The following is a 17,192-nucleotide window of genomic DNA, read 5'->3' as shown; positions in this document are numbered from 1 at the left end:
CAAGCTGTACTTGAGTACGGTAAGGCGACGCTGACGTGGTTTGAAGAGATTTTCGAAGAGTATTAGTTCATTTGGGTGTAGATACGGATATTTATGTTATCTGAAACTACTTTCAGAAACAGCTGTTCTGTAAAATACTTTTGAAACTGAAATCTATTCTATCACAAAGTATTGAAAACGCTTCATAAATGATATATAATGACCTCATAAGAACAAGGAAAAGGAGGGGAGAGGATGCCACAGATTACTAAAGAAGCCTTGATTGAACAAATCAAAGATGGAATCATCGTTTCTTGTCAGGCCCTTCCTCACGAACCGCTTTATACAGAAGCGGGAGGAGTCATTCCCTTGCTGGTCAAAGCGGCTGAGCAAGGTGGAGCAGTCGGTATCCGAGCAAACAGTGTTCGCGATATCAAGGAAATCAAGGAGGTTACCAACCTTCCAATCATTGGGATAATTAAACGAGATTATCCACCACAAGAACCCTTCATCACGGCTACCATGAAAGAAGTTGATGAATTGGCAGAACTGGACATCGAGGTGATTGCTCTGGATTGTACCAAGCGTGAACGCTACGATGGTTTGGAAATTCAAGAGTTCATTCGTCAGGTTAAAGAGAAATATCCTCATCAGCTCTTGATGGCTGATACAAGTACTTTCGAAGAAGGATTGGCAGCTGTTGAAGCAGGAATTGACTTTGTCGGAACAACCTTATCAGGCTACACATCTTACAGTCCTAAAGTGGATGGTCCCGATTTTGAATTAATCAAAAAACTCTGTGATGCTGGCGTGGATGTCATTGCAGAAGGGAAAATCCATACACCAGAACAAGCCAAACAAATCCTGGGATATGGAGTGCGAGGCATCGTTGTAGGTGGCGCTATTACTAGACCAAAAGAGATTACAGAACGCTTCGTTGCTGGTCTTAAATAACACAATTTAAAAACAGAGGAGAGTGGTGGATGCGTAGGATGAAATGAAAACGTATACAAATGCAAGAACTCATTATCCAATATGGATACGCTTATCAATTAGGAGAATACAAATGAAATTTAGAAAACTAGCTTGTACAGTACTTGCGGGTGCTGCGGTTCTTAGCCTTGCTGCATGTGGTAATTCTGGTGGAAGTAAAGATGCTGGAAAGTCTGGTAGCGATAGTGGAAAAACAGAAATCACTTGGTGGGCATTCCCAGTCTTCACTCAAGAAAAAACTGGTGACGGTGTTGGAACATATGAAAAATCAATCATCGAAGCGTTTGAAAAAGCAAATCCAGATGTAAAAGTGAAATTGGAAACCATCGACTTCAAGTCAGGTCCTGAAAAAATCACAACAGCTATCGAAGCAGGAACAGCTCCAGACGTACTTTTTGACGCACCAGGACGTATCATCCAATATGGTAAAAATGGTAAATTAGCTGAATTGAATGATATTTTCACAGATGAATTTGTCAAAGATGTCAACAATGAAAATATCGTACAAGCAAGTAAGGCTGGAGATAAAGCCTATATGTATCCAATCAGTTCAGCACCATTCTACATGGCTATGAACAAGAAAATGTTGGAAGAAGCTGGAGTTGCAAACCTTGTAAAAGAAGGTTGGACAACTGATGATTTTGAAAAAGTTTTGAAAGCGCTTAAAGACAAAGGCTACACACCAGGTTCATTGTTCAGTTCTGGTCAAGGGGGAGACCAAGGAACACGTGCCTTCATCTCAAACCTTTACGGCGGTTCTGTAACAGATAAAGATGTAACAAAATATACAACTGATGATCCTAAATTCGTCAAAGGTCTTGAGAAAGCAGCTGGCTGGATCAAAGACGGTTTGTTGAACAACGGTTCACAATTTGACGGTGGAGCAGATATCCAAAACTTTGCCAACGGTCAAACATCTTACACAATCCTTTGGGCGCCAGCTCAAAACGGTATCCAAGCTAAACTCTTGGAAGCAAGTAAAGTAGAAGTGGTAGAAGTACCATTCCCATCAGATTCAGGTAAACCAGCTCTTGAATATCTTGTAAACGGATTTGCAGTATTCAACAATAAAGACGACAAGAAAGTTGCAGCATCTAAGAAATTCATCCAATTTATCGCGGATGATAAAGAATGGGGTCCAAAAGACGTTGTTCGTACAGGTGCCTTCCCAGTGCGTACTTCATTTGGCAAACTTTATGATGACAAACGTATGGAAACAATCAGTGGTTGGACTAAATACTACTCACCATACTACAACACTATCAATGGTTTTGCTGAAATGAGAACACTTTGGTTCCCAATGTTGCAATCTGTATCAAATGGTGACGAAAAACCAGCGGACGCTTTGAAAGCCTTCACTGAAAAAGCTAACGAAACAATTAAAAAAGCTACAAAACAATAAGCACTAATACTCAATGAAAATCAAAGAGCAAACTAGGAAGCTAGCCGCAGACTGTACTTAAGTACGGCAAGGCAACGCTGACGTGGTTTGAATTCGATTTTCGAAGAGTATAAATCAGATTGATCCCTCCCTTTTCCCAGTGAATAGTCTATGTAAGAAAAGGGAGGATTTTGTTTGAAATGTAAGGAACTGTCACGAAATTAAAATGAAGTTCTTACATAAGCGAATCTTAAAAAATTTCATTTTGATTTTAAAACAGTTCAAGAAAGTCAAAAAATTATTCTATTTGAAAGAGAGGTGCCGACTGTGAAAGTCAATAAAATTCGTATGCGGGAAACAGTGATTTCCTATGCTTTCCTAGCACCAGTGTTGTTCTTCTTTGTCATCTTTGTATTGGCTCCTATGGTGATGGGATTCATTACAAGTTTCTTTAATTACTCTATGACAAACTTTGAGTTTGTAGGCTTAAACAACTATATTCGTATGTTTAAAGACCCTGTCTTTATGAAGTCTTTGATTAACACGGTTATCCTGGTTATTGGATCTGTGCCAGTTGTTGTTCTATTCTCACTCTTTGTAGCATCGCAAACCTATCACCAAAATGCTATCGCTAGATCATTCTATCGCTTTGTCTTCTTCCTTCCTGTTGTAACAGGTAGTGTTGCCGTAACAGTTGTTTGGAAATGGATCTATGATCCGCTATCAGGTATCTTAAACTTTGTTTTGAAATCTAGTCATATTATTACTCAAAACATTTCATGGCTTGGTGATAAGCACTGGGCATTGATGGCGATTATGATTATCCTTTTGACTACATCAGTTGGTCAGCCGATTATCCTTTATATCGCGGCCATGGGGAATATTGACAATTCACTGGTTGAAGCGGCGCGTGTCGACGGTGCAACTGAGTTTCAAGTCTTCTGGAAGATTAAATGGCCTAGCCTCCTTCCAACAACACTTTATATCGCAATCATTACAACAATCAACTCATTCCAGTGTTTCGCCTTGATTCAGCTTTTGACATCTGGTGGACCAAACTACTCAACAAGTACCTTGATGTACTACCTTTACGAAAAAGCCTTCCAATTGACAGAATACGGCTATGCAAACACAATTGGTGTCTTCTTGGCAGTCATGATTGCTATCGTAAGCTTTGTTCAATTTAAAGTACTTGGAAACGACGTAGAATACTAAAGAAAGGAGACAGCTATGCAATCTACAGAAAAAAAACCATTAACAGCCTTTACTGTTATTTCAACAATCATTTTGCTCTTGTTGACTGTGCTGTTCATCTTTCCATTCTACTGGATTTTGACAGGGGCATTCAAATCACAACCTGATACAATCGTTATTCCACCACAATGGTTCCCTAAAATGCCAACCATGGAAAACTTCCAACAACTCATGGTGCAAAACCCTGCCATGCAATGGATGTGGAACTCAGTATTTATCTCATTGGTAACTATGTTCTTAGTCTGTGCGACTTCATCTCTAGCAGGTTATGTATTGGCTAAAAAACGTTTCTATGGTCAACGTATCCTCTTTGCCGTCTTCATCGCTGCTATGGCTCTTCCAAAACAAGTTGTCCTTGTACCATTGGTACGTATCGTCAACTTCATGGGAATCCACGATACTCTCTGGGCAGTTATCTTGCCTTTGATTGGATGGCCATTTGGGGTCTTCCTTATGAAACAATTTAGTGAAAATATTCCAACAGAGTTGCTTGAATCAGCTAAAATCGATGGTTGTGGTGAGATTCGTACTTTCTGGAGTGTAGCCTTCCCAATTGTAAAACCAGGATTTGCAGCTCTTGCAATCTTTACCTTCATCAATACTTGGAACGACTACTTCATGCAGTTGGTAATGTTGACTTCACGTAACAATTTGACTATTTCACTCGGGGTTGCGACCATGCAAGCCGAAATGGCAACCAACTATGGTTTGATCATGGCAGGTGCAGCTCTTGCCGCTGTGCCAATTGTAACAGTCTTCTTAGTCTTCCAAAAATCCTTCACACAAGGTATTACTATGGGAGCTGTTAAAGGATAATACTCTGCGAAAATCGAATTCAAACTACGTCAGCGTCACCTTGCCATACTTAAGTATTGTCTGCGGTTAGCTTCCTAGTTTGCTCTTCAATTTTCATTGAGTATAGGAAAATTAATCTATCAAAATACAGAAGTATATTTTATAGATTTAGAGAATATAGAGTTATAAGTGTCTACAAAATGTTGGGTATTTTCTTACCTTGGAGATTTTGTTAGACACTTATAAACTTAAGAATGGTTTTAGTTAACTATCAGAAACGAAGGAAAGAGTATGATTTTTGACGATTTGAAAAACATCACCTTTTACAAAGGAATTCATCCCAATCTAGACAAGGCTATCGACTATCTCTACCAACATCGTAAGGATTCTTTCGAACTAGGTAAGTATGATATTGATGGAGATAAAGTCTTTCTAGTTGTTCAGGAAAATGTCCTCAATCAAGCTGAAAATGACCAGTTTGAACATCACAAGAACTATGCAGATTTGCATTTGCTGGTAGAAGGACATGAATATTCGAGTTACGGTTCACGTATCAAAGATGAAGCAGTAGCATTCGACGAAGCGAGTGACATTGGCTTTGTTCATTGTCATGAAAACTACCCACTCTTGTTGGGTTATCACAATTTTGCAATTTTCTTTCCAGGAGAACCACACCAGCCAAATGGCTATGCAGGTATGGAAGACAAGGTTCGCAAATATCTCTTTAAAATTTTGATTGATTAAAAAATCAGGAGGAGCAAACATGGCACAAAAAGGAGTAAGCCTTATCAAGGCAGCATTTGATACAGACAACTTTCTCATGCGTTTTAGCGAGAAAGTCTTGGACATCGTGACAGTCAATCTTCTTTTTGTCGTCTCTTGTTTACCCATCGTGACGATTGGAGTGGCTAAAATCAGCCTCTACGAGACCATGTTCGAAGTTAAGAAGAGCAGACGGGTGCCTGTTTTTAAAATCTATCTAAGAGCTTTTAAGCAAAATCTGAAATTGGGTTTCCAATTAGGTTTGCTTGAGTTGGGTATCGTCTCGTTAAGCCTTCTAGATCTCTATCTCTTCTGGGGTCAGACAGCTATGCCTTTCCAAATGGTGAAAGCTATTTGTCTAGGCGTTCTTATCTTCCTCACTATCGTGATGTTGGCTAGCTATCCCATCGCTGCACGTTATGACCTATCTTGGAAAGAAATTCTTCAAAAAGGATTGATGTTGGCTAGTTTTAATGCTCCTTGGTTTATCTTGATGATTGCAATTATCTTTTTGATTTTGATGATTCTATATCTATCAGCCTTTACCCTTCTATTGGGAGGATCAGCTTTTATTCTCTTTGGTTTTGGACTCCTTGCTTTTTTACAAGTAGGAGTGATGGAAAAGCTATTTGCTAAGTATGAGTAAGGCTTGCAATTATTTCTGAAACTACTTTCAAACGCTCCAAACGCTATTCTATAAGCAAGAAACTAAAATCTAAGTGCCTACAAGATATTGAAAGCCTTTTCGGTAAAGTGTATACTAAAGAAGTAAAGAAAGAATCTGCTTTAGCAGAAAATAAAAATAATAGGAGAAAATCTATGTCAGATTTGAAAAAATACGAAGGTGTCATTCCAGCCTTCTACGCATGTTATGATGATCAAGGAGAAGTAAGTTCAGAACGTACGCGTGCCTTGGTTCAATACTTCATTGATAAAGGTGTTCAAGGTCTTTATGTCAATGGTTCTTCTGGTGAATGTATCTACCAAAGTGTAGAAGACCGCAAGTTGATTTTGGAAGAAGTCATGGCAGTTGCTAAAGGTAAACTGACTATCATTGCTCACGTAGCTTGCAACAATACCAAGGATAGTATGGAACTTGCTCGCCACGCTGAAAGTTTGGGTGTAGATGCCATTGCAACAATTCCACCAATTTACTTCCGCTTGCCAGAATACTCAGTCGCTAAATACTGGAACGATATTAGTTCTGCAGCTCCAAATACAGACTATGTCATCTACAACATTCCTCAATTGGCAGGGGTTGCTTTGACTCCAAGTCTCTACACTGAAATGTTGAAAAATCCTCGTGTTATCGGTGTGAAGAATTCTTCTATGCCAGTTCAAGATATCCAAACCTTTGTGAGCCTTGGTGGGGAAGACCATATCGTCTTTAACGGTCCAGATGAACAGTTCCTAGGTGGTCGCCTCATGGGTGCCAAAGCTGGTATCGGTGGTACATATGGTGCGATGCCAGAACTCTTCTTGAAACTCAATCAGTTGATTGCAGATAAAGATTTGGAAACAGCGCGTGAATTACAGTACGCTATCAATGCAATCATTGGCAAATTGACTGCTGCACATGGAAATATGTACGGTGTGATTAAGGAAGTCTTGAAGATTAATGAAGGGTTGAATATTGGTTCTGTTCGTTCACCATTGACACCAGTGACTGAAGACGATCGTCCAGTTGTGGAAGCAGCTGCAACCTTGATTCGTGAAACCAAGGAGCGCTTCCTCTAATCCATAAGGAGGTATTTATGACACACTACGTTGCAATTGATATCGGTGGAACCAACATCAAATATGGTTTGATCGACCAAGAAGGTCAACTTGTTGAATCGCATGAAATGCCAACAGAGGCGCATAAGGGTGGACCTCATATCTTACAAAAGACCAAAGATATCGTAGCCGGCTATTTAGAAAAAGGCCCAGTAGCAGGTGTTGCCATTTCTTCTGCAGGAATGGTGGATCCTGATAAGGGTGAGATTTTCTATGCTGGGCCTCAAATCCCTAACTACGCAGGCACCCAGTTCAAAAAGGAAATCGAAGAAAGCTTTAATATTCCTTGTGAGATTGAAAATGATGTCAACTGTGCAGGTCTGGCTGAAGCAGTATCTGGTTCAGGCAAGGGAGCGAGTGTCACCCTTTGCTTGACCATTGGAACAGGCATCGGAGGTTGCTTGATTATGGATGGAAAAGTCTTCCATGGATTTAGCAATTCAGCCTGTGAAGTTGGGTATATGCATATGCAGGATGGAGCGTTCCAAGACTTAGCCTCGACCACAGCTTTGGTTCGTTATGTAGCTGAAGCACATGGAGAAGATTTTGATCAGTGGAATGGCCGACGCATCTTTAAGGAAGCCACTGAAGGAAACAAAATCTGCATGGCTGGTATTGACCGTATGGTAGACTATCTAGGAAAAGGTCTGGCAAATATTTGCTATGTTGCCAATCCAGAGGTAGTCATTCTCGGGGGTGGTATCATGGGACAAGAGGCGATCCTCAAACCCAAGATCCGTACAGCCTTGAAAGATGCCTTGGTACCAAGCCTAGCTGAAAAAACAAGATTGGAATTTGCCCATCACCAGAATACAGCAGGTATGCTTGGTGCATATTATCATTTTAAGACAAAACAATCCTAGTTTGGCTCAGCCAAACTAGGATTTTCTTACACGTTTTTGTCTACGATAGCCGTTGAGTTTTTTATTTTCCCAGTAGCTATTAAAGATTTTTTCTTTGTTTTCACGATTGATTTCCAAAAAGTAGGCATAAATCAAATCGATAAAGAAGAGCATAGGAAGTTGAGCGGATATACGTTGGATGTAGGAAGGTTGGTTGTGGCTAGCAACGAGAACGGTCTCTGTATAGGTCTGGCTATCTTTATTGGGAACACTTGAAAAGAGTACAGTCTTTGCCCCCATCTCCTTGGCGTCTAATAAACTGTCTAAAATAGAGGGAGTTGCGCCAGAAAGTGAGAAACCAAGTACGAGACAATTTTCATCCATAATGCTGGTTGTCCAAGCAAAGCCGTCTTGATCGGTTAAAGCTTCGCAGACCACGCCCAGACGCATGAAGCGTAATTTCATTTCACGAGCGACAAGGCCAGAACTCCCTGTTCCGAAGAAGTAGACACGCTCAGCATCTTCGATTAATTGGGCAATTCGTTCTAGTTGGACTTCGTCAATCAAGTCTTGTGTTTGTTCCCTCATATTGCTATAGCTTCTGAGGACTCGTTTGGTCAGTGGACTGTGCTTGAAGACTTGGTTGGCTTGATTTTCTGCCTGATGTTGGTATTGGAAAATAAATTCTCGGTAGCCAGTAAAGCCACACTTTTTAGCAAAGCGGGTCAGAGCAGCCTGAGAGATATGTAATTTTTGAGTGACCTGTTGGGAGGAAAGGTCATCTTGAATGGTTTCTGCTTGTAAAAAATAGCGAGCGATTTCTTGCTCTAGGTCTGTCATTTCTTCAAAATGTGAATCAATGACAGTTGCGATATCTGGTTTGTCCATAGGGAAGGCTCCTTTAAATGAGTCGTGTTGGAAAAAGACTAGATTATTGAACTTTTACATTCATTATAACATATAATATAGGGATGGATAAATAAAAACGTATCTTACTGTAAAAACGAAAAAAAGCTTCTTACTTTTCCATAATTTTCTACTCAAATTGTGGTACAATTAAGAGTAAGATTTTAAGTTAGAAATGAGACTGATTTGTATGAGAAAATTTAACAGCCATTCGATTCCGATTCGGCTTAATTTATTGTTTTCAATCGTCATTTTACTCTTTATGACCATTATTGGTCGTTTGTTGTATATGCAGGTTTTGAACAAGGATTTTTACGAAAAAAAGCTAGCCTCAGCTAGTCAGACCAAGGTCACAACCAGTTCTGCCCGTGGGGAAATCTATGATGCTAGTGGAAAACCTTTGGTAGAAAATACGTTAAAACAGGTTGTTTCCTTTACGCGTAGCAATAAAATGACGGCTACAGACTTAAAAGAAATAGCTAAAAAGTTACTGACTTATGTGAGCATCAGTTCGCCAAATTTGACAGAACGCCAGCTGGCTGATTACTATTTGGCTGATCCTGAAATCTATAAAAAAACAGTGGAAGCTCTCCCAAGTGAGAAACGCTTGGATTCAGATGGCAATCGCCTATCCGAATCAGAACTGTATAACAATGCGGTCGATAGTGTTCCAACAAGTCAACTAAACTATACAGAGGATGAAAAGAAAGAAATCTATCTTTTTAGTCAGTTAAATGCTGTTGGAAACTTTGCGACAGGAACCATTGCGACAGATCCTCTAAATGATTCTCAGGTGGCTGTTATTGCCTCTATTTCAAAGGAGATGCCTGGCATTAGTATTTCTACTTCTTGGGATCGAAAGATTTTGGAAACTTCCCTTTCTTCTATAGTAGGGAGTGTATCCAGTGAAAAAGCTGGTCTCCCAGCGGAAGAAGCAGAAGCCTATCTTAAAAAGGGCTATTCTCTAAATGACCGTGTTGGAACCTCCTATTTGGAAAAGCAATATGAAGAGACCTTACAAGGAAAACGCTCGGTAAAAGAAATCCATCTGGACAAATATGGCAACATGGAAAGTGTGGATACAATTGAGGAAGGTAGTAAAGGAAACAATATCAAGCTGACCATTGATTTGGCCTTCCAAGATAGCGTGGATGCTTTGCTGAAAAGTTATTTCAATTCCGAGCTAGGAAATGGTGGAGCCAAGTATTCTGAGGGTGTGTATGCAGTCGCCCTTAACCCCAAAACAGGTGCTGTTTTGTCTATGTCAGGACTCAAACATGACCTGAACACGGGAGAGTTAACACAGGATTCCTTGGGAACTGTGACCAATGTCTTTGTACCCGGTTCGGTTGTTAAGGCCGCTACCATCAGCTCAGGTTGGGAAAATGGTGTTTTATCAGGAAACCAAACCTTAACAGATCAGCCTATTGTTTTCCAAGGTTCAGCTCCAATTTATTCTTGGTATAAATTGGCATATGGATCTTTTCCTATTACAGCTGTGGAAGCCTTGGAGTATTCATCCAATGCTTACGTGGTTCAAACCGCTCTTGGAATCATGGGCCAGACCTATCAACCCAATATGTTTGTCGGCACCAGCAATCTAGAGTCTGCTATGGGGAAATTGCGTTCAACCTTTGGTGAATATGGTTTGGGTTCTGCGACTGGGATTGACCTACCAGATGAATCTACTGGATTGGTTCCCAAAGAGTATAACTTTGCCAATTTCATTACTAATGCTTTTGGCCAGTTTGATAACTACACACCGATGCAATTAGCCCAGTACGTTGCAACTATTGCTAACAATGGTGTTCGTCTAGCTCCACATATTGTCGAGGGAATATACGACAACAATGATAAGGGTGGCCTTGGGGAATTAATCCAAGCAATAGATACCAAGGAAATCAACAAGGTCAATATTTCTGAATCAGATATGGCAATCTTGCACCAAGGATTTTACCAAGTATCGCATGGAACTAGTCCCCTTACGACAGGACGGGCGTTTTCAGATGGCGCCACTGTTTCTATCAGTGGTAAGACCGGTACAGGTGAAAGCTATGTAGCTGGTGGTCAAGAAGCTAATAATACCAATGCCGTGGCCTATGCTCCAACAGAAAATCCTCAAATTGCAGTTGCAGTAGTCTTTCCTCATAATACCAATTTAACCAAAAATGTTGGGCCAGCAATTGCTCGCGACATTATCAATTTATATAACCAACACCATCCAATGAATTAGAAAGGAAGCCATGCTTTATCCAACACCTATTGCTAAGTTGATTGACAGTTATTCCAAACTTCCTGGTATTGGGATTAAGACAGCAACTCGACTGGCCTTTTATACTATTGGAATGCCGGATGACGACGTCAATGAATTTGCAAAAAATCTCCTTTCTGCTAAGAGAGAATTGACCTACTGTTCTATTTGTGGACGTTTGACAGACGACGATCCTTGTTCTATCTGTACTGATCCGACTCGTGACCAGACAACGATTTTGGTGCTAGAGGATAGCCGAGATGTTGCTGCTATGGAAAATATCCAAGAATACCATGGACTATACCATGTCTTGCACGGCCTCATTTCACCAATGAATGGGATTAGCCCTGACGATATCAATCTTAAAAGTCTCATGACTCGTCTCATGGATAGCGAGGTTTCAGAGGTCATCGTAGCCACCAATGCGACAGCTGATGGTGAAGCGACTTCTATGTATATCTCTCGACTTCTTAAACCTGCAGGGATCAAGGTTACTCGTCTAGCACGAGGTCTAGCAGTCGGAGCTGATATCGAGTATGCGGACGAAGTGACCCTTTTACGGGCTATTGAAAATCGAACAGAGTTGTAAGTGTAGACAAATTTACGAACTCCATTCATTTATAAAAAATCAAGGAGGCTGAAAATCGTTCCTATCGGCCTCTTTTTGTATAGTGTGATGAGTAGGATCAGGTTCAAGTTTTAAAAAACCAAGCAAATATGATATACTAAAGAGCGAGTATTCTATTAGAATTGGAACCAATAATATGAAACAAACGATTATTCTTTTATACGGTGGACGTAGTGCAGAACGCGAAGTCTCTGTCCTTTCAGCGGAAAGTGTCATGCGTGCGGTCAATTACGACCGTTTCACAGTTAAGACTTTCTTTATTAGCCAGTCAGGTGACTTTATCAAAACGCAAGAATTTAGCCAGACTCCAGGGCAAGAAGACCGTCTCATGACCAATGAAACTATTGATTGGGATAAGAAAGTTGCACCAAGTGCTATTTACGAAGAAGGGACAGTTGTCTTTCCAGTCCTTCACGGTCCGATGGGAGAAGATGGCTCTGTCCAAGGATTCTTGGAAGTTTTGAAAATGCCGTATGTTGGCTGCAATATCTTGTCATCAAGTCTTGCCATGGATAAAATCACGACCAAGCGTGTTTTAGAATCTGCTGGCATTGCCCAAGTTCCTTATGTGGCCATCGTTGAAGGTGATGATGTGACTGCTAAAATTGCTGAAGTGGAAGAAAAATTGACTTATCCAGTCTTCACTAAGCCGTCAAACATGGGGTCTAGTGTCGGTATTTCTAAGTCTGAAAATCAAGAAGAACTTCGTCAGGCTTTGGAACTTGCCTTTCAATATGACAGCCGTGTCTTGGTAGAGCAAGGAGTAAATGCCCGTGAAATTGAGGTTGGCCTCTTGGGTAACTACGATGTCAAGAGCACGCTACCTGGAGAAGTTGTCAAGGACGTTGCCTTTTATGACTACGATGCCAAGTATATTGATAACAAGATTACTATGGATATTCCTGCCAAAATCAGTGATGATGTGGTAGCTGTCATGCGTCAAAATGCAGAAACGGCCTTCCGTGCCATTGGTGGCCTCGGTCTCTCTCGTTGCGATTTCTTCTATACAGATAAGGGAGAGATTTTTCTAAACGAGCTTAATACCATGCCAGGTTTCACCCAGTGGTCAATGTATCCACTGCTTTGGGACAATATGGGAATCAGCTACCCAGAACTAATCGAGCGTTTGGTTGACCTTGCCAAGGAAAGTTTTGACAAGCGCGAAGCGCATTTGCTATAAAAATGAAAGAGAGGGTAGGAGCCAGAACCATCACTGCAAGGTGACTAAAGTTCTCGGACTTCAACCCTTTTTAAGGGAGTAGAAATGAAATTAACAATTCATGAAGTGGCCCAAGTTGTCGGAGCTAAAAATGATGTTAGTCTTTTTGCGGACGCCCAGTTAGAAAAGGCTGAGTTTGACAGTCGATTGATTGGGACTGGAGATTTATTTGTGCCACTCAAAGGTGCGCGTGACGGTCATGACTTTATTGAAACAGCCTTTGAAAATGGCGCTGCTGTAACCTTGTCTGAGAAAGAAATCGCAAATCATCCCTACATTCTAGTAGATGATGTTTTGACTGCCTTTCAAACCCTAGCTGCCTACTATCTTGAAAAAACAGCGGTTGATGTCTTTGCGGTTACGGGTTCAAATGGCAAGACAACGACCAAAGACATGTTGGCGCATTTACTGTCAACGACCTACAAAACTTACAAAACACAAGGAAACTACAATAATGAGATTGGTCTTCCATACACAGTTCTCCATATGCCTGAAGGAACAGAAAAGTTGGTTTTGGAGATGGGACAGGATCACTTGGGAGATATTCATCTCTTGTCTGAATTGGCTCATCCAAAAACAGCCATCGTGACCTTGGTTGGAGAGGCTCATTTGGCCTTTTTCAAAGACCGTTCGGAGATTGCCCAAGGAAAAATGCAAATTGCAGACGGGATGGCACCTGGTTCCTTGCTTTTAGCTCCGGCTGACACTATTGTAGAGGCCTACTTGCCAGCTGATAAAAAGGTGGTCCGTTTTGGTCAAGGAGCAGAGTTGGAAATCACAGACTTGGTTGAGCGCAAGGATAGTCTGACCTTTAAAGCTAATTTCTTAAATCAAGCCCTTGATTTGCCAGTGACTGGTAAGTACAATGCCACTAATGCCATGACTGCGTCTTATGTTGCCCTACAAGAAGGGGTTTCAGAGGAGCAAATTCATAAGGCCTTCCAAAATCTTGAATTGACGCGTAACCGTACCGAGTGGAAGAAAGCAGCCAATGGAGCAGATATCCTATCAGATGTTTACAATGCCAATCCAACTGCTATGAAGCTGATTTTAGAGACTTTCTCTGCCATTCCAGCCAATGAAGGCGGCAAAAAAATCGCTGTCTTGGCGGATATGAAGGAACTTGGTGACCAGTCTGTTCAACTTCATAACCAGATGATTTTGAGTCTTTCGCCAGATGTGCTGGATACCGTTATTTTCTATGGAAAAGACATTGCTGAATTGGCCCAACTTGCCAGTCAAATGTTCCCAATCGGCCACGTTTACTACTTCAAGAAAACAGAAGATCAAGACCAATTTGAAGATCTAGTCAAACAGGTCAAGGAAAGTCTAGGAGCCCACGACCAAATCCTACTCAAAGGCTCTAACTCCATGAATCTAGCTAAGCTGGTAGAAAGTTTAGAAAATGAATGCTAGTGATTTTGCCAAGTATCTTCAAAGAATGATTGCCCTTACAGATACTGGATTAACCTTTACAAAAGATCCTTTCGACCGTGAGCGCTATGAAGACTTGCGAAGTCTGTTATCTGAAATGTTGAATCAAGCATCAGACCTTGATGCCGAAGAAGTGGCAGAAGTTTTGAAGCCAACTTCCGCTTATGCAACTCCGTTAATGGACGTCCGTGCTTGGATTGTTGAGGACGAAAAGATTTGTCTGGTTAGGGGACAAGGAGAGAATGATTGGGCTTTGCCAGGTGGCTTTGGCGAGGTCGGTTATTCACCAACTGAAAATATTCTCAAGGAAATTGAAGAAGAAACCGGTTTTAAAGCCAAAGTTGAACGACTACTAGCTGTTTTTGATACCAATCGTTTCCAACTACAGAGTAAACAATATGCAAAGTTTGTTTTTGAATGCAAGCTTCTTGATGGACAATTCCAAGAAAATCAAGAAATTGCAGACCTTCAATTTTTTGCCATTGACCAACTGCCGAACTTATCTGAAAAACGCATTACCAAGGAGCAAATAGAGATTCTTTGGCAGGTTTATCAAGGTCAGAGGGAGCAATATCTTGATTAAGAAGATGATTATCGTATTTCTAAATTCATTTTTGACAAATAGCATGGTATAATAAAATGCAGGAAAATTTTGAATCATGAGGAAGACTAGATGAATTTATGGGATATTTTCTTTACGACCCAAGCAACCGAGCCACCCAAGTTTGATCTTTTTTGGTATGTCAGTATATTTACACTCTTGGCCTTGACCTTTTATACAGCCTATCGTTATCGTGAGAAGAAGGTTTACCAACGATTTTTCCAGATTTTACAGGCAGTTCAGTTAATCCTACTTTATGGTTGGTATGGGATCAATCATATGCCACTGTCAGAAAGTTTACCTTTCTACCATTGCCGTATGGCTATGTTTGTGGTACTCTTGCTTCCTGGTCAGTCTAAATATAGGCAGTATTTTGCATTGTTGGGAACATTTGGGACATTAGCAGCCTTTGTTTATCCAGTGCCAGATGCCTATCCTTTCCCCCATATTGCCATTTTGTCCTTTATCTTTGGGCATTTAGCACTTTTGGGGAACTCTCTAGTTTATCTATTGAGACACTATAATGCGCGATTGCTGGATGTGAAGGGAATTTTTCTCATGACCTTTGCATTAAATGCCTTGATTTTTGTGGTCAATTTGGTAACAGGTGGTGATTATGGATTTTTGACAAAACCGCCATTGGTTGGAGACCACGGCTTAGTAGCTAATTATTTAATCGTTTCTCTGGCCTTGTCAGCGGCGATTACGTTGACAAAGAAAATCTTGGAACTATTTTTAGAACAAGAAACAGAAAAAATGATTGCAAAGAAAGCTTAGAAATGAGCTTTCTTTTTTGGCAATAGACAGATTGTTGATAAAGTTTACAGTGAATGAATTTCTGAACAGAAAAACAAAAAAATTGGCTAGTAAATTTAGGAAAAAACTGAGCACGATGAGATTTTTTGTGTTATAATATTCTGTGAATAGCTATGCCTACGTTTAGCTATTGAATATTACGAAGTTAGAAACTTGGAAGATAGAGAGGATGCGATGTAATGGCTAGAGAAGGCTTTTTTACAGGTCTAGATATTGGAACAAGCTCTGTCAAGGTGCTTGTAGCCGAGCAGAGAAATGGTGAATTAAATGTAATTGGCGTGAGTAATGCCAAAAGTAAAGGTGTAAAGGATGGAATTATAGTTGATATTGATGCAGCAGCAACTGCCATCAAATCAGCTATTTCCCAAGCAGAAGAAAAAGCAGGCATCTCAATTAAATCAGTGAATGTTGGTTTACCAGCTAATCTCTTACAGGTAGAACCAACTCAAGGGATGATTCCAGTAACATCTGATACCAAGGAAATTACGGATCAAGATGTCGAAAATGTTGTCAAATCAGCTTTGACAAAGAGTATGACACCTGACCGTGAAGTCATTACCTTTATTCCTGAAGAATTTATTGTGGATGGTTTCCAAGGGATTCGTGACCCACGTGGCATGATGGGGGTTCGCCTTGAAATGCGTGGCTTGCTTTATACAGGCCCTCGTACTATCTTGCACAATTTGCGTAAGACGGTTGAGCGTGCAGGTGTTCAGGTTGAAAATATTATTATTTCACCACTAGCAATGGTTCAATCAGTTTTGAACGAAGGTGAACGTGAATTTGGTGCGACAGTGATTGATATGGGGGCAGGCCAGACGACTGTTGCTACAATCCGTAACCAAGAACTCCAGTTTACCAATATTCTCCAAGAAGGCGGAGATTATGTAACTAAGGATATCTCTAAAGTCTTGAAAACTTCTCAGAAGTTGGCTGAAGGATTGAAATTAAACTATGGAGAGGCTTACCCTCCTCTTGCAAGTAAAGAAACATTCCAAGTAGAAGTTATTGGGGAAGTAGAACCTGTTGAAGTAACAGAAAATTACTTGTCAGAGATTATTTCTGCACGAATTAAGCATATTTTTGAACAAATCAAACAAGACTTAGACAGAAGACATTTATTGGATCTTCCTGGTGGAATTGTTTTGATCGGTGGAAATGCTATTTTACCGGGTATGGTAGAATTGGCTCAAGAAGTCTTTGGCGTTCGTGTCAAACTTTATGTTCCAAACCAAGTTGGTATTCGCAATCCGGCCTTTGCGCATGTGATTAGTTTATCAGAATTTGCTGGACAATTGACAGAAGTCAATCTTTTGGCTCAAAAAGCAGTCAAGGGTGATGAAGGATTATTTCAACAACCGCTTAGTTTTGGGGGAATGATTCAGAAAACAGCTCAGTTTGTACAATCAACGCCTGTTCAACCAGCTCCTGCTCCAGAAGTAGAGCCGGTGGCGCCTACAGAACCAATGGCGAATTTCCAACAAGCTTCACAAAATAAACCGAAATTAGCAGATCGTTTCCGTGGCTTGATCGGAAGCATGTTTGACGAATAAAG

At 40.6% G+C, this 17,192-nt stretch carries 16 protein-coding genes; 15 read left to right on the top strand and 1 reads right to left on the bottom strand.

Annotated features, from left to right (window positions below; genetic code table 11):
• The first annotated feature begins 234 nt into the window (after positions 1 to 234).
• From ADH54_RS06810 to ADH54_RS06775, 8 genes are all read left to right on the top strand, one after another.
• On the top strand, positions 235 to 933 hold the full coding sequence (locus ADH54_RS06810) for an N-acetylmannosamine-6-phosphate 2-epimerase (RefSeq protein WP_049524542.1): 699 nt from the start codon (positions 235 to 237) through the stop codon (positions 931 to 933).
• A gap of 112 nt (positions 934 to 1,045) precedes the next feature.
• Positions 1,046 to 2,374 carry an ABC transporter substrate-binding protein gene (locus tag ADH54_RS06805; RefSeq protein ID WP_049524541.1) on the top strand — a complete coding sequence of 443 codons (1,329 nt, stop codon included), beginning with the start codon at positions 1,046 to 1,048 and terminating at the stop codon, positions 2,372 to 2,374.
• Between the two features lie 327 nt (positions 2,375 to 2,701).
• Complete coding sequence (locus ADH54_RS06800; RefSeq protein ID WP_161800819.1) at positions 2,702 to 3,568, top strand: carbohydrate ABC transporter permease; 867 nt, start codon at positions 2,702 to 2,704, stop codon at positions 3,566 to 3,568.
• Between the two features lie 15 nt (positions 3,569 to 3,583).
• Positions 3,584 to 4,423 (top strand): carbohydrate ABC transporter permease, encoded by an 840-nt coding sequence (locus ADH54_RS06795; RefSeq protein WP_042900523.1) that lies wholly within the window; start codon positions 3,584 to 3,586, stop codon positions 4,421 to 4,423.
• Positions 4,424 to 4,693: 270 nt separating this feature from the next.
• A complete protein-coding gene (locus ADH54_RS06790; RefSeq protein WP_000575442.1) occupies positions 4,694 to 5,146 on the top strand; it encodes a YhcH/YjgK/YiaL family protein in 453 nt (150 codons plus the stop codon).
• Positions 5,147 to 5,165: 19 nt separating this feature from the next.
• Entirely contained in the window at positions 5,166 to 5,810 is a 645-nt protein-coding gene (locus ADH54_RS06785) for a YesL family protein (protein WP_000057509.1), read from the top strand.
• Positions 5,811 to 5,983: 173 nt separating this feature from the next.
• Entirely contained in the window at positions 5,984 to 6,901 is a 918-nt protein-coding gene (locus tag ADH54_RS06780; RefSeq protein ID WP_001281519.1) for a dihydrodipicolinate synthase family protein, read from the top strand.
• Positions 6,902 to 6,918: 17 nt separating this feature from the next.
• Positions 6,919 to 7,803 (top strand): ROK family protein, encoded by an 885-nt coding sequence (locus tag ADH54_RS06775; RefSeq protein ID WP_049524540.1) that lies wholly within the window; start codon positions 6,919 to 6,921, stop codon positions 7,801 to 7,803.
• A 15-nt stretch (positions 7,804 to 7,818) separates the two neighbouring features.
• Here the strand turns inward: ADH54_RS06775 and ADH54_RS06770 are convergent, their stop codons facing one another.
• A complete protein-coding gene (locus ADH54_RS06770; protein WP_049524539.1) occupies positions 7,819 to 8,670 on the bottom strand; it encodes a MurR/RpiR family transcriptional regulator in 852 nt (283 codons plus the stop codon).
• Between the two features lie 193 nt (positions 8,671 to 8,863).
• Between ADH54_RS06770 and pbp2b the strand changes: the two genes are divergently transcribed.
• The 7 genes from pbp2b (at position 8,864) to ftsA (ending at position 17,190) form a co-directional block, all read left to right on the top strand.
• A complete protein-coding gene (gene pbp2b / locus ADH54_RS06765; protein ID WP_080980814.1) occupies positions 8,864 to 10,921 on the top strand; it encodes a penicillin-binding protein PBP2B in 2,058 nt (685 codons plus the stop codon).
• 10 nt (positions 10,922 to 10,931) lie between these two features.
• Positions 10,932 to 11,528, top strand: coding sequence for a recombination mediator RecR (gene recR / locus ADH54_RS06760; protein ID WP_000966741.1), 597 nt, complete (start codon positions 10,932 to 10,934; stop codon positions 11,526 to 11,528).
• 175 nt (positions 11,529 to 11,703) lie between these two features.
• A complete protein-coding gene (locus ADH54_RS06755) occupies positions 11,704 to 12,747 on the top strand; it encodes a D-alanine--D-alanine ligase (protein WP_049524537.1) in 1,044 nt (347 codons plus the stop codon).
• 84 nt (positions 12,748 to 12,831) lie between these two features.
• Entirely contained in the window at positions 12,832 to 14,202 is a 1,371-nt protein-coding gene (locus tag ADH54_RS06750) for a UDP-N-acetylmuramoyl-tripeptide--D-alanyl-D-alanine ligase (protein ID WP_049524536.1), read from the top strand.
• Positions 14,192 to 14,803, top strand: a complete 612-nt coding sequence (locus ADH54_RS06745; RefSeq protein WP_049524535.1) for an NUDIX hydrolase N-terminal domain-containing protein — start codon at positions 14,192 to 14,194, stop codon at positions 14,801 to 14,803. The genes ADH54_RS06750 and ADH54_RS06745 overlap by 11 nt, the downstream gene beginning before the upstream one ends.
• Positions 14,804 to 14,893: 90 nt before the next feature.
• Positions 14,894 to 15,598, top strand: a complete 705-nt coding sequence (locus ADH54_RS06740; protein ID WP_049524534.1) for a TIGR02206 family membrane protein — start codon at positions 14,894 to 14,896, stop codon at positions 15,596 to 15,598.
• A 218-nt stretch (positions 15,599 to 15,816) separates the two neighbouring features.
• Positions 15,817 to 17,190, top strand: a complete 1,374-nt coding sequence (gene ftsA, locus ADH54_RS06735; protein ID WP_049524533.1) for a cell division protein FtsA — start codon at positions 15,817 to 15,819, stop codon at positions 17,188 to 17,190.
• The last annotated feature ends 2 nt before the right edge of the window (positions 17,191 to 17,192 follow it).

Source organism: Streptococcus pseudopneumoniae (assembly GCF_001072315.1).
GTDB classification, from domain to species: Bacteria; Bacillota; Bacilli; order Lactobacillales; family Streptococcaceae; genus Streptococcus; species Streptococcus pseudopneumoniae_R.
This window is presented reverse-complemented; position numbering and strand designations above follow the sequence as displayed.